Raw genomic sequence first — 12,960 nt, 5'->3', positions numbered from 1 at the left:
TGAAAGCCCGCGCTCAAAAATCAAACCCTCTGCGCCTCTGTGCCTCTGTGGTTCCATCACCCCCCATCCGACCTCCGGCGTCCGACCTCCGACTTCCCAAAAACTACCGTTCCTCGATCTCGATCGAGTTGATCACCGTGCCCGGTGCCCGCGCCGTCGCCGGATCGCGCGGCATGATCTTGTCCAATACATCGCGCCCCTCGACGAGCTGCCCGAAGACCGTGTAGCCGCCGTTCAGGTCCGGCTGCGGCGCATAGCAGATGAACCACTGGCTGCCGGCCGAGTTCGGCGCTGCCGTCTTCGCCATGCCCAGCGTCCCGTCTTCGAACGTCCGCGCGTTCACTTCGTCCGGGACGTTGTATCCGGGACCGCCGCTGCCCGTGCCCGTCGGGTCGCCCGCCTGTGCGACGAACCCGGGGATCACGCGATGAAACGTCACCCCTTCGTAGAAGCCCTCGCGCGCAAGAAACACGAAGCTGTTGACGTGCCGCGGCGCGTCCTTCGGGTACAACTCCAGCTTCATGTCGCCGCCGTCGGTCTTGATCGTCGCGAAGTACTGCTTGTCGGCGTCGATCGTCATCGGCGGTTCGGCGGAGTACATGGCCGTCTCCTGTGTCGGCGCCGCGGCCCGTGTCGACCCGGGCGTAGCGTCCGTACTGCCGGTGTTTCCGTAGTCATCGTCGTCGCCGCCCCCGCACGCGATCATCGCGGCGGCGAGCATGGCGAGCACAACCAACATCCTCACGTTCAACTCCCTCTGATTACGCCTGTAACCGGACTCTCGGTGCCGAAAGAGGCCCCCGCGTCCATCGATGTCGCCTGACGTGTTTGCTGTTTGCCGTGTGCTGTTTCCCGGCCGCCGCTACTCGAAAATCGAACTCGCCACTTCTTCGATGCTGCGCTGCACGTCGACGTCATCGGTCAACGCCCACACGACGCCCACCTGGCAGGCGCGACGCGGCGGGATGCCCTTCTGGATCAGCTTGCCCGTGTAGACGAGCAACCGTGTGCTCACGCCCTCCGCCAGCCCGTGCTCGCGCAGGTTGCGCACCTTCTCGCCGAGCTTCGCCAGGTCGTTCGCGATCTCCTCGGCGACGCCGCTCTCGTGCGCGATGATCTTCGCTTCCAGCTCTTTGCGCGGATGCGTGAACTCCAGCGAAATGAAACGCTGGCGCGTGCTGTGCTTCAGGTCCTTGAGCGCGCTCTGGTACCCCGGGTTGTACGAGATCACCAGCAGGAACCCCTCGCGCGCCTCGATCAGCTGCCCCCGCTTCTCGATCGGCAGCATGCGGCGGTGGTCCGTCAACGGGTGGATCAGCACCGTCGTGTCTTTGCGCGCCTCGACGACTTCGTCCAGGTAGCAGATCGCGCCCGCCTTCACCGCGCGCGTCAGCGGACCATCGATCCAGCGCGTCGATTCGCCCTCCAGCAGGTACCGCCCGACGAGGTCGCTCGCCGTCAGGTCCTCGTGACAGGCGACCGTCACCAGCGGCAGCGCTTGCGTCGCGCCTTCGTTCTGGCTCTTGTCCCCCTTGACGATCGTCAGCGGCCGCCCGAGCTTCCACGCCATGTACTCGACGAAGCGCGTCTTGCCGCACCCGGTCGGACCCTTCAGCAGCACCGGGACGCGAGACTCGAAGGCCGCCGTGAACAGGTCGACCTCGTCGCCCGTCGGCACGTAGTACGGCTCCTGGTGCGGGTGGTACTCCTCGATCGCGTACTCGCGATAGTGCTCCGACTCCGACTCTTCCAGGCCCTTGATCGTCATGCCTTCCTCCCGGCCGCCGCGGCAAGCTTCTCCCATTCCGCAGCCACGCGCTGCTCCAGGTCCTCCAGCGTGCCGCTGTTTTCGATGATTACCTGCGCGTGCCGTGCCCGCTCGTCGTTCGTCAGTTGCGCCGCGATGCGCTGCTCCGCCTGCTCGGCGCTCAGGCCGTTGCGGCTCATCATGCGCGCCTTCGCGACGTCAGGCGACACTGTTACGAGCCACACCCGGTCCACGATCGGCACCCAGTCCGCCTCGATAAGCACCGCCGCCTCCAGCACGACGACAGGTACGCTTTCTTCGCGCAGGCGCTGCAGGCGGCCCTCCATCGTCGTCCGCATCCACGGCCAGACGATGCCTTCCAGCCGCTTGCGACGCTCCGGATCGCCGAAGACCTTGCCGCCGAGCGCCTTGCGGTCGATCTCGCCGTCTGCCCCGACGATGTCGCTCCCGAAGGCCTCCACGACCGCCGCATGGCACGCGCTGCCCGGCGCGTACGCCTCGTGCCCCACCCTGTCGGCGTCGATCACCAGCGCCCCGCGCTCCGCGAGCATCCGGCTCACGGCGGATTTGCCGCTGGCGATGCCTCCCGTAAGTCCGATGACGGTGGTCACAACAATCTCCCCGAGGAAACGAACGCGCCGGGTGTTCCGGCGCCTGCGACATTATGGCTTCCTGAATCTGGACGTACAAATGCCGGCGGACGCCGGATGGTGGCCGTCCGGCAGGCGCGATCTCGACCTGATCTAAGCTATGCGGATGGATGGCGAATTGCGCTACTGCACCAGCGCCGACGGCACCCGCATCGCCTACATGGTCTTCAGCGACCACCCCGGCATCCCGATCATACAGGTCACGTCCTGGGTGTTCCCGATCGCGCACGCTTCGTTCCAGGATTCCGTGGGTGCCTGGTACGAGCGCCCTGGATCGACGTTTCGACTCATCTCGTACGACCGCCGTGGGGTCGGTGCGTCACAGCGCGACCGCGTGCATGATTTCTCGCTCGAAGCGCAGACGTCTGATCTCGCCGCCGTCGTGGACCATCTCGCGCTCGACGAGTTTTTCCTCATCGGTTTCATGGATGGCACCGCCGCTGCCACGGCCTACGCCGCCACCCATCCCTCGCGCGTCCGCCGTCTGATCCTCAATTCGCCGTTGCCTCGCGGAGCCGACCCGTGGGAGCCCGAGACGCTGCGCGCGCTTCTCCAACTCGTTCCCGCGAGCTGGCCTATGGCTGCCCGCATGATCGGCGAGCTGCTCTGGTCACATGAGGCGAACGATTCGCGTAGAGCAAACGTCCGTTCCCTCGTCTCCAGTTGCTCTCCAGACGTCGCCTCGGCGTACCTTCAGTTCTGGGCCGGCTACGACGTCACGGCGTATCTTCCAAAGGTGCAGGCGCCCACACTCGTGGTCACCGTCGGTGTGAATGAACGGACGGTCGCGGGCGCCCGCAATACCGCTGCCCTCATGCTCGACGCTCGGTGCATCGATCTGGATACTCACGCAAAGGCAGTCGACGCGGTTCTCCGCTTCCTCAAGGATGAGCAACCGCTGCGCCTACCGTCATCTTCGAGAGCCGCATTGTCCGGTACAGCCGTCATTCTCTTCACCGATGTCGCCGGAAGCACTTCGCTCACAGAACGGATGGGTGATGCGGCGTTTCGCCTCGCCGCCAGCGCCCTTGACGAACGCATGCGCGCCGCCATCTGGGAATGCGGCGGTACACCCGTCGAAGGCAAGGTGCTCGGCGATGGCCTCATGGCGGTCTTCACCTCGGCCGCGCAGGCCATCGGCGCCGCTCGTCGCTGCGTCGCACTGAGCGCCGAGTCCGAGCTGCGTCTGCACGTCGGCATCCATGCCGGCGATGTCATCCACGAGAAAAACAACGTGTACGGCGGCGCGGTGAACATTGCGTCTCGCATATGTGAACTGTGTGAGCCCGGCGAGATCATGGTTTCTCAGACGATCCGCGACCTCGCAAGAACGTCGGCGAGCGTGACGTTTCATGACCGCGGTGAGCAGCTTCTCAAGGGCATCACCGACCCCATCCGCGTCTTTGTCGTGGTCCCCGGAGATTGAGCCCGGCGCGCCCGATGCGCGTTATGCGACTGCGCTCATCGTGGCGAGTCGCGCCTTCGCGTGTCATCCTCCAGAGACCAGTAAGAACGGAGTACGAACATGAACGATAGGCTCGCCGGCAAGGTCGCACTCGTCACCGGCGGCGGTTCCGGGATCGGCCGCGCGATCTGCTTGCGCTTCGCATCGGAAGGCGCCCGAGTCGCCGTCTCCGACATCAACGAGGACGCCGCGAAGGACGTCGCCGCCGCGGCCGCCGACGTCGGCGGCGCCGCGATCGCCGACCGCACCGATACGTCGGACGAAGCGCAGGTGAAAGCCGCGCTCCAGCACACCATCGACGAGTTCGGCACGATCGACATCCTGGTGAACAACGCCGGCGTCGGCGGCGGCGTGCCGTGGGACAAGATGATCGCGATCAACCTCAGTGGCGTCTACTACGGCCTCCTCCACGGCGCCGAGGCGATGGCCGCGCGCGGCGGCGGCTCGATCGTCAACATGTCGTCGATGCTCGGGCTGATCTCGATCCCCATGCCGCCCGCCGATGGCTATACCGCCGCAAAGCACGGCGTCGTCGGACTGACGAAGCACTTCGCGACGAACTACGGCCTGCGCGGCGTCCGCGTCAACTGCATCAACCCCGGCTGGATCAAGACCGCCATGACGGATCCGCTCGCCACGGCGCCAGAGTTCATGACCTACATGGAGCAGCACGCCGCCCTCGGCCGCATGGGCAAGCCCGAAGAGGTGGCCAACGTCGCGCTCTTCCTCGCCTCCGACGAAGCGTCATTCGTCACCGGCGCCTCCTTCGTCGTAGACGGCGGCTGGACGGCGCGGTAGCGACTCGTCGTCGTCCGCATGCCGTCGCGCCCTCGAACGACGACGGTCCAACACAACAAAGGAGGAGGACGCATCGCGCCCTCCTCTCGTGCATGTGACTGCCGTGTTGATTAAGCGGCGCGGCGACGGCCCGCCGGCCCCTCGACCTCGCGCTCGCGCTGCTCCTTCGTCGTCATTGCTTCCATGCGCAGCAGCCCCAATAGCGTGTAGATCGCCGAAGCGCCTACGATGATGTAGACCGCACGGCTTGCCCAATTAGTCGTGCCAAACTCCTCCCCGAAGATCTGCGCGACGAGGTCGTACTCGAACAGTCCGACGAGCCCCCAGTTAAGCCCACCGACGATCAGGACGACCGCCGCCAACCACTCCAGGGGATTCAAATGCGGTGTGTTGAACATGCTTGCCTTCTCCTTCGCATTCCTGGCGGGGAAAAATTCTTGTTCGATCCAACCCTAGCAGCGCCTGACGTCGCCCGGTGGCATTGCGCGCTTCCGTGAGTCATTCGATACATACGTGTAGCCGCCGCTCGCACACCACTATGCGTCTCCGCCGCCAACGTCAGGCGTTCAGAACGCGCATTCGAGGGCTGTCAGGCACGTCGCATGCACCGGGCCATCCCCTATAGTTTCCGCATGGATCCGACGCCGGCCATCGAGTTCCGCGGCCTCGTCAAGGACTACGGCCGCGCCCGCGCGCTCGATGGCATTGACCTGCGCATCGGACCCGGGCGCATCTTCGGGTTCCTCGGGCCCAACGGCGCCGGCAAGACCACCGCTATCCGCATCCTGCTCGACTTGATCCGCCCGACAGCGGGCAGCGCTTCGGTGCTCGGCTTCGACTGCCAGCGCCAGTCGATCGACGTGCGTGAGCGCACCGGCTATCTGCCCGGCGACCTCCGCCTTTACGACGCCATGCGCGGCGAAGAGTTCCTCGACCTCATCGACTCGTTTCGCCCCCGCAAGCGCGATGCGGCGTTCCGTCGCGCACTCTGCCAGCGGCTGGGCCTCGACGTCTCGCGGCCGATCCGCGCCCTGTCGAAGGGCAACAGGCAGAAGCTCGGCCTCGTCCAGGCATTGATGCACCGCCCCGAACTGCTCGTGCTCGATGAGCCGACCGGCGGCCTCGACCCGCTCGTCCAGGAGAACGTCGGCGAACTGCTCCAAGACGTCGTGCGCGATGAACGCACCGTCTTCTTCTCGTCGCACATCCTCTCGGAGGTCGAGCGCCTTAGCCAGTCCGTGGCCATCATCCGCGAAGGCCGCATCGTCGCCGTCGAAGACATCGCCCGGCTGAAGAGCCGCTCCGTGCACGTGCTCGAAGTGACGTTCGCGCAGCCGCCGCCCCCGGGCGCCTTCGCGCTGCCCGGCGTGAAAGAGTTGCACCGCGACGGCGCTATCATGCACTTGCAGGCCCGCGATGGCATCGACGCGCTGTTGAAGGCCATGGCGCGCTACACCGTCGTCGACCTGCGCACGGAGCAGCCGAGCCTGGAAGACATCTTCATGGCCTACTACGCCGGTGGCGCCCCTGAGCATGACGTCGAAGAGGAGTCCGCCTATGCGAGCGCGTAGCCTCTTCGTGAAAACGCTCCGCGATCAGCGTTGGCAGGTGCTCGGCTATGGCGCTACGCTCTTCGCGATGGCCGCGCTCATCGTGCGCATCTGGCCGTCCTATCGCACATCGCTCGAGGTGATCGACCTGCCGCCCGCAATCGAGGCGTTTCTCGGCACGGACCTCTGGATCGGCACCGCGCCCGGCTTCATCAGCGCCGAGTACTTTAGCTGGATCCCGATCCTCCTCATCGCCTTCGCGGTCGTGCAGGGCACCGGCGCCGTCGCCGGCGAAGAGAGCAGCGGCACCATCGACATCCTGCTGGCGCAGCCGTTGCCGCGGAGCGAGATGCTCGCCGTGAAGGCCGCCGCGACGGTGCTCGGCGCCACGGCGATCGCGATGATGGGCTTCCTCGGCTTCGCCGTCACCGTCCCCGTCACCGATATCGCCGTCAGCGTCGGCGAGACGTTTGTCGCGTCGGCGAATCTGCTGCCGATCACGCTCGTGTTCTACGCGCTTTCGCTCTGGCTCGGCGCCGTCGCGCCCTCGCGCAGCATCGCCGCCGGCATCGCGATAGGACTGGTGACGCTCGCCTACTTCTCGAACACCATCGCCGCCGGCGTCGACGCGCTCGACTGGATGAGGTACGCCTCGCCGTTCTACTACTACGGCGCCGGCCTGCCCCTCGTCGACGGGATCAACTGGCTGCACGCCGGGTCGCTGCTGGGCGTCGCGGCGGGGTTCTTCGTGCTGACGCTGCGCACCTTCGCCGCGCGCGACGTCACGATCGGCGGCGCCGCCGAACTCGATGTCGCCGCTGTCCTGCGCCGCATCGCCACCATGCGCGCCGGGTAGCCGTTCGGTGCGATTGATCGTGGAGAAACCCATGCGATTCGGCACATGTTTGGTCCTGATCGCCGTGCTCACCTTGGCATCGTCCGTCGCATGCGACGGCGGCGATAACGGCATTCAAGTCGCTACTTCGTCGCCGGCTGCATCGTCGGCAACGGTGGACGGCGCTGCGACAACAACTCCCGACGGCGCCGGCGCATGGTCGGACGGCGCACCAATGCCCACCCCGCGCGCCGAGGTCGCCTCCGCCGTCATCGATGGCAAGATCTACGTCGTCGGCGGCTTCCTGGCGAACGGAAGCAACTCAAACGTCGTCGAGGCACACGATCCCGCGACCGACGCCTGGTCACCCGTCGCGCCGATGCCCGAGACGCTCGACCATCCGATGACTGCCGCCGCGGACGGCAAACTCTACGTGATCGGCGGCTGGCGCACTTTCGGCCAAGAAGCGTCGGCGGCGGCATACGCATACGACCCCGCGTCCGACGCCTGGTCGACCGTCAGCGACATGCCGCTCGCGCGCGCCGCCGGCGCCGCTGTCGAAGCAAGCGGCGTCATCTACGTCGTCGGCGGAGTCGGCGAAGAGCCGGACGTCGCGCTCGCCTACGACGTCGCGCAAGACGCCTGGCGCCGCCTCGCCGCGATGCCGCGCCCGCGCGAGCACCTCGCCGCCGCCGCCGTCGACGGCATGGTCTACGTCATAGGCGGCCGCTGGAGCGATACCGGCAACGTCGCCGATGCCACGGTCTACGATCCCGCGTCGGATACGTGGACCCAACTGGCGCCCATGCCCACCGCCCGCGGCGGCCTCACCGCGGCCACGCTCGATGGCCGCGTGTACGTGACGGGCGGCGAGTCGTTCGGCGGCGGCAGCCGCACGTTCGAGGAGCACGAGGTCTACGATCCGGCGGCGAACGCATGGACCATGCTGCCGCCGCTCCCAACGTCGCGCCACGGACTGGCGTCCCAAGGCGTCGACGGGCGGCTCTACGTGATCGCCGGCGGCGAGACCCCCGGCCTCTCCGTCAGCGGCTTCGTCGAAGTCTTCGCGCCGTAGGGCTCGCCGGCCTCACATCTCCATCTGAGCGCGGGCTTTCAGCCCGCGTTCGCCGCTGCGACGCCTACCCGAGCGCGGGCTTTCAGCCCGCGTTCTCTCCAGCGACCCACATTCTCTCCTGCTGCTACGCCCTTTGACGGAGACGCGCGCTCAGTCGATATGCGCCTCAACATCGAACCAAACGTCCGATTCCAACGCCACCCGCCTCGGCGAGAATAAGCCATACCAACAAGGAGATGAGACATGAACGCGACACGATATTTCGAACCAGCCACACAGACCCGCAGCGCACCGATCGTCCAACTGCGCCCGCAGACGCACATCCACCGGCTCCGCAGGGCATCTTTTGCGCAGATGCTGGACCGCAGTCTGTCGCTCGACGATGTATGCGACCTCATCGCCGCCGCCGGCGCGCTCACCGCCGTCGACATCGCCGGCGGCCTCGACGTGCCGGTGTACCTCGCCGCCAACTCCGTCCGCGTCATGGCCGCCGATGGCCACCTGCGAGAAGACGAGTTCGGCCGCTACCGCCTGGCAGGAGAATGCGCACGCATCGCTTCATAGCGCGCGCCGAAGGAGAAATGAGATGGTACAGACAATTGAGCGCAGGAACCCGACTACATCTGGCATCTTCCAGTTGCTGGCCACATGCGGGCCCTTGACGTTGAGCGAGATCGCGGTGTGGCTCGGAGTTGCGCAGTCCGCCGCCGGCGACTACACCCGGGGTCTCCTAGCCCACGGTTCCCTGCACCGCGACGAGTTCGGGCGCGTAGCGAACTGGTGTGCGTGGCCGCGCATCGGGATCTAGCGAAAGTCATTCTGAGCGCAGCTAACAATCCCGTCGTGCAACGCACCCATCCCTGCCGCACGTCATTCAGAGCGAAGCGAAGAATCTCCCAGCACGTTAAACGACCTCGCGCACGCCCACCCGCCGAACGCGCCGTCGCAGCGAACAACCCGTCGTGCAACGCACCGGTCGCTGCCGCACGTCATTCAGAGCGAAGCGAAGAATCTCCCACCACGTCAAACGACTTGCGCACGCCCACCCGCCGAACGCACGTCGTGCCCGCACTACACCTCGAGCGGCTTCACCCCATGCGTGCGCGCGCCGTTCGAAGCCGCCGCCGCCGCCGGGCGCGAAATCTCGTCCGCACCGCCGCCTTCGCCAAGCAGCGCCACGCCGGCGCTCCGCAATTCCTCGCAGGCCCGCGCCGGCGGCATCGACAACTCGATGCGGTCGCCGTCCTTCGCGTGAATGAACAACCGCACGACGTCTTCGCCCGGGTACTCGCCGATCAGCGCGATCAAGCCGTCCAGGCGCTTCGTGTCGGCGTCGCCGTCCTCCGATTCGTGCATGTAAAAGCGCAACACCGTCCGAGCCTCCGCCGGCGCGCCGTTCGATGGTGCCGGCAGCGCGCGTGACGGCGGCGGTTCCAGCGCCGGCGTCGCTCCGCCGTTGCCGGGCGCGCCCACTTCTTGCCCGTTGCCGTGCTCGCCGTTCGGCGCCGGCAATCGCGGCGGCTCCTCGTGCTGGATGCGCACCACGCCCACCCCCGCCGATGTCCGGACGGCGTCCGTCAGCCAGTGCGGGATCTCGAAGTGCTCGTGGCTGATCGAGCCGTCGGCCGTCTGCACCAGCGCCAGTTGCTGCACCGCGATCTGCAGCCGGTCGCCGCGTTCGCGCACGCGCAGCAGCATCAGCAGAATGTTGCCCGGCGTCCACATGTCGCGCGTCGTCTCGTACACGTCCGGCCATACCGTCACTTCCTGGCTGCCCGAAAGGTCTTCGACGGTCACCGCCAGGAACTGCTTGCCCGCCTTCGTCAGCCGCGTCCGCACATCGTTGACCATGCCCGCTACGACCACCTCGCGGCCGTCCATCTCGCCCGTCACTTCGCTGATCATCGCCGACGTGTGTTTCGTGAGCTTCAGCGCCGCGCTCGAGAACGGGTGCTCGGAGACATACACGCCGAGCAGTTCGCGCTCCCACGAAAGCATCTCCGCCTTCGAGACATCCGACTCGACAAGCTCCAGCGCCGGCAGCGGCGTCGAGACGGAATCGCCGAACATGTCGAACATCGTCGACTGCCCGGACTCCTTCAGCTTCGCCTCCCGTTGCGCCAGCGAGACGATGCGGTCCAGGTTCATCAGCAGCGTGCCGCGCACGCCGAGCGAGTCGAGCGCGCCGCACTTCACCAGCGACTCCAGCGCGCGACGGTTGAGATTGCGCAGGTCTACGCGCTTCGTGAAGTCTTCGATCGAACTGAACGCGCCGCCCTCGTCACGCGCCTGCACGATCATCTCCGCCGCGCCGCCGCCGACGTTCTTCACCGTCGCCAGCCCGAAGCGGATCACCGGCCCGCCGTCTTCCTGCTTCAGTTCGAAGTTGACGCCGCTCAGGTTCAAATCCGGCGGCTTCACCGTGATGCCGATGCGCACGCACTCCGCCACAGCCTCGGCGATCCGTTCGTGCGCGCCGGCGCTGCTCAGCACCGCCGTCATGTACTCGTGCGGATAGTTCGCCTTCAGGTACGCCGTCTGGTACGCGATCGTGCCATAGACGGCCGAGTGCGCGCGGTTGAAGGCGTAACCCGCGAACGGCTCGATCAGCTCGAAGACCGCGTGCGCCTCGTCCTTGCTGTACCCGTTCTCGACCGCCCGCGCGATGAACTTCTCGCCCTCCGCCTGCATCAGCTCGCGCACCTTCTTCGACATCGCCTTCCGGATCGCGTCTGCGTCCTTCAGCGAGTAGCCCGCGAACTTCTGCAGTACGATCAGCACCTGGTCCTGGTAGACGATGACGCCGTACGTCTCGTCGAGCACCTCCGCCAGGTCGGCGTGCGGGTACTTGACCAGCGATCGGTCGTGCTTCGACTTGCAGTACGCGCCGATGTGCTGCATCGGCCCCGGGCGGTAGAGCGCGACAAGCGCCATCAGCTCCGAGACGGTGTCCGGCCGCAATTCCTGGATCGAACGCCGCATGCCCGGCGACTCGAGCTGGAACACCCCGAACGTGTCGCCGCGCCCAAGCATCTCGAACGTCTTCGCATCCCCGTCCGGAAGTTGCTGCAGGTCCGGCCGCACGCCCTTCTCGCGTTCGATGATGTCGATCGCCCGCCCCAGGATCGTCAGGTTGGCGAGCCCCAGGAAGTCCATCTTCAGCAGGCCGATCTCCGCCACCTGCGCCATCGCGAACTGCGTCGTCGGGATCGACGACTCGTCGCCGCGCGTCGGGCGCTGCAACGGCACGTGATCCATCAGCGGCTCGCGCGAGATCACCACACCCGCCGCGTGCGTCGAAGCGTGCCGCGCGACGCCTTCCATGCGCCGCGCCGTATCGACGAGCCGGCTCACCTGCGGGTCCGTCTCGTACAGGCTCGCCAGATCGGGGCTCTCTTCGAGCGCGCGTTCGAGCGTCATGTGCAGCGCGTTCGGCACGACGCGCGCCACGCGGTCGACATCGCCATAACCCATGCCGAGCGCCCGCCCGACGTCGCGGATCGCCGCCTTTGCGCCCATCGTCCCGAACGTGATGATCTGCGCCACGCGGTCGTGCCCGTATTTTGCAGCGACGTACTTGATCACTTCATCACGCCGATCGTCCGGAATATCCAGGTCGACGTCCGGCGGCTCCTTGCGGTCGACGTGCAGGAACCGCTCGAACACAAGCTTGTTCGCAAGCGGATCGATGAACGTGACGTCCAGCGCGTACAGGATGATGCTCGCCGCCGCCGATCCCCGCACCCCGAGCATGATCTGCTCGCCCTTGCAGTACTCCGCGATGTCGTGCACGACGAGAAAGTAGTTCGTGAAGCCCGTCTTCTCCACGACGTCCAACTCGTACTGCAGTCGCTCGCGTACCTCATCCGACGCAAACGCGTACTTGCGGTTCAGACCGTCTCGGGCCAAATCCGTCAGGTGCTGGTGCGCCGTCTTGCCCTTCGGCACCTCCGGCTCGGGCAGGTGCAGCCGCCCGAACTCCATCTCCAGGTTGCACTGGTCCGCGACAAGCTGCGTGTTGGTGACCGCCTCCGGGATCTCCGGGAACAGCGCCAGCATCTCGTCCTCGGACTTCACGTAGTACGACTGGTCGTGCATCTTCAACGGGCGCTTCGCGTCGTCGACCGTGCTGTTCGTGCCGATGCACAGCAAGATGTCGTGGATCGATGCGTCCTCGGGCGCCGTGTAGTGCGAGTCGTTCGTCGCCACCAGCGGGATCTTCGTCTTCGTCGACAGCTCGATGAGCCCGTTCAGCACGCGGTCGCACTCCGCGTTGATCTCGGGCTCGTCGTGCCGCATCACCTCCAGGTAGAAATCGTCGAACACGTCGCCGAAGAAGCCCGCAAGCTTGCGCGCATCCTCGTGGCGCTCCTCGGCCAGCAGCCGGTGCATCTCCCCCGAAGCGCAGCCGCTCAGCGCGATCAGCCCCTTGCCGTGCTCGGCGAGCAACTCTTTGTCCATGCGCGGCCTGTAATAGAAGCCCTCCAGGTGCGAGCGCGTCGAAAGCTTGATCAGGTTGCGATAACCCGCGTCGTCCTTCGCCAGCAGCGTCAGGTGAAAGTAGTTGTTGGCGCGTGAGTCGGACTTCTTCAGCCGCGAATCCGGCGCGATATACGCCTCGATGCCGATGATCGGCTTGATGTCGCGCGCCCGCGCTTCCTTGTAGAAGTCGATGGCGCCGTACAGCGCGCCGTGGTCCGTCATCGCGACCGAGCGCTGGCCGAGCGCCTTCACCCGATCCATCACGTCCGGGATGCGGCTCAAGCCATCGAGCAGGCTGTACTCGGTGTGAAGGTGAAGGTGCGTAAACATATGTTCG

General features: G+C 66.3%; 11 protein-coding genes. 6 read left to right on the top strand and 5 right to left on the bottom strand.

Features of this window, described 5'->3' with window-relative positions; translation table 11 throughout:
• Positions 1–103: 103 nt before the first annotated feature.
• From WEB52_07690 to coaE, 3 genes are all read right to left on the bottom strand, one after another.
• Positions 104–739 (bottom strand): peptidylprolyl isomerase, encoded by a 636-nt coding sequence (locus tag WEB52_07690; protein MEX2226313.1) that lies wholly within the window; start codon positions 737–739, stop codon positions 104–106.
• Between the two features lie 123 nt (positions 740–862).
• Complete coding sequence (locus WEB52_07685; GenBank protein ID MEX2226312.1) at positions 863–1,768, bottom strand: CbbQ/NirQ/NorQ/GpvN family protein; 906 nt, start codon at positions 1,766–1,768, stop codon at positions 863–865.
• Entirely contained in the window at positions 1,765–2,379 is a 615-nt protein-coding gene (gene coaE, locus WEB52_07680; protein ID MEX2226311.1) for a dephospho-CoA kinase, read from the bottom strand. Before coaE ends, WEB52_07685 begins: the two co-directional genes overlap by 4 nt.
• Positions 2,380–2,524: 145 nt before the next feature.
• Between coaE and WEB52_07675 the strand changes: the two genes are divergently transcribed.
• Positions 2,525–3,844 (top strand): adenylate/guanylate cyclase domain-containing protein, encoded by a 1,320-nt coding sequence (locus tag WEB52_07675; protein ID MEX2226310.1) that lies wholly within the window; start codon positions 2,525–2,527, stop codon positions 3,842–3,844.
• A 99-nt stretch (positions 3,845–3,943) separates the two neighbouring features.
• Positions 3,944–4,681, top strand: a complete 738-nt coding sequence (locus WEB52_07670) for a glucose 1-dehydrogenase (GenBank protein ID MEX2226309.1) — start codon at positions 3,944–3,946, stop codon at positions 4,679–4,681.
• A 110-nt stretch (positions 4,682–4,791) separates the two neighbouring features.
• On the opposite strand, the gene WEB52_07665 is transcribed toward WEB52_07670, so the two are convergent.
• The gene (locus tag WEB52_07665; protein MEX2226308.1) at positions 4,792–5,079 is read right to left on the bottom strand and encodes a DUF378 domain-containing protein; all 288 of its coding nucleotides are present in this window, start codon (positions 5,077–5,079) and stop codon (positions 4,792–4,794) included.
• 234 nt (positions 5,080–5,313) lie between these two features.
• Between WEB52_07665 and WEB52_07660 the strand changes: the two genes are divergently transcribed.
• From WEB52_07660 to WEB52_07645, 4 genes are all read left to right on the top strand, one after another.
• Positions 5,314–6,252, top strand: a complete 939-nt coding sequence (locus tag WEB52_07660) for an ABC transporter ATP-binding protein (protein ID MEX2226307.1) — start codon at positions 5,314–5,316, stop codon at positions 6,250–6,252.
• On the top strand, positions 6,239–7,087 hold the full coding sequence (locus tag WEB52_07655; protein ID MEX2226306.1) for an ABC transporter permease subunit: 849 nt from the start codon (positions 6,239–6,241) through the stop codon (positions 7,085–7,087). The genes WEB52_07660 and WEB52_07655 overlap by 14 nt, the downstream gene beginning before the upstream one ends.
• Before the next feature lie 31 nt (positions 7,088–7,118).
• Positions 7,119–8,141 (top strand): kelch repeat-containing protein, encoded by a 1,023-nt coding sequence (locus tag WEB52_07650; protein MEX2226305.1) that lies wholly within the window; start codon positions 7,119–7,121, stop codon positions 8,139–8,141.
• A gap of 243 nt (positions 8,142–8,384) precedes the next feature.
• The gene (locus WEB52_07645) at positions 8,385–8,705 is read left to right on the top strand and encodes a hypothetical protein (protein ID MEX2226304.1); all 321 of its coding nucleotides are present in this window, start codon (positions 8,385–8,387) and stop codon (positions 8,703–8,705) included.
• A 507-nt stretch (positions 8,706–9,212) separates the two neighbouring features.
• Here the strand turns inward: WEB52_07645 and dnaE are convergent.
• Positions 9,213–12,953, bottom strand: a complete 3,741-nt coding sequence (dnaE, locus tag WEB52_07640) for a DNA polymerase III subunit alpha (protein MEX2226303.1) — start codon at positions 12,951–12,953, stop codon at positions 9,213–9,215.
• Positions 12,954–12,960 lie beyond the last annotated feature (7 nt).

The sequence above is a fragment of the Dehalococcoidia bacterium genome (genome assembly GCA_040902535.1).
Classification (GTDB): domain Bacteria; phylum Chloroflexota; class Dehalococcoidia; order DSTF01; family JACRBR01; genus JBBDXD01.
This window is presented reverse-complemented; position numbering and strand designations above follow the sequence as displayed.

Excerpts from the sequence above, each read along its gene's own strand:
- WEB52_07675 (MEX2226310.1), top strand. The coding sequence starts at position 2,525 with ATGGATGGCGAATTGCGCTACTGCACCAGCGCCGACGGCACCCGCATC.
- WEB52_07670 (MEX2226309.1), top strand. The coding sequence starts at position 3,944 with ATGAACGATAGGCTCGCCGGCAAGGTCGCACTCGTCACCGGCGGCGGT.
- dnaE (MEX2226303.1), bottom strand. The coding sequence starts at position 12,953 with ATGTTTACGCACCTTCACCTTCACACCGAGTACAGCCTGCTCGATGGC.
- WEB52_07645 (MEX2226304.1), top strand. The coding sequence starts at position 8,385 with ATGAACGCGACACGATATTTCGAACCAGCCACACAGACCCGCAGCGCA.
- WEB52_07690 (MEX2226313.1), bottom strand. The coding sequence starts at position 739 with ATGTTGGTTGTGCTCGCCATGCTCGCCGCCGCGATGATCGCGTGCGGG.
- WEB52_07665 (MEX2226308.1), bottom strand. The coding sequence starts at position 5,079 with ATGTTCAACACACCGCATTTGAATCCCCTGGAGTGGTTGGCGGCGGTC.
- WEB52_07655 (MEX2226306.1), top strand. The coding sequence starts at position 6,239 with ATGCGAGCGCGTAGCCTCTTCGTGAAAACGCTCCGCGATCAGCGTTGG.
- WEB52_07650 (MEX2226305.1), top strand. The coding sequence starts at position 7,119 with ATGCGATTCGGCACATGTTTGGTCCTGATCGCCGTGCTCACCTTGGCA.
- WEB52_07685 (MEX2226312.1), bottom strand. The coding sequence starts at position 1,768 with ATGACGATCAAGGGCCTGGAAGAGTCGGAGTCGGAGCACTATCGCGAG.
- WEB52_07660 (MEX2226307.1), top strand. The coding sequence starts at position 5,314 with ATGGATCCGACGCCGGCCATCGAGTTCCGCGGCCTCGTCAAGGACTAC.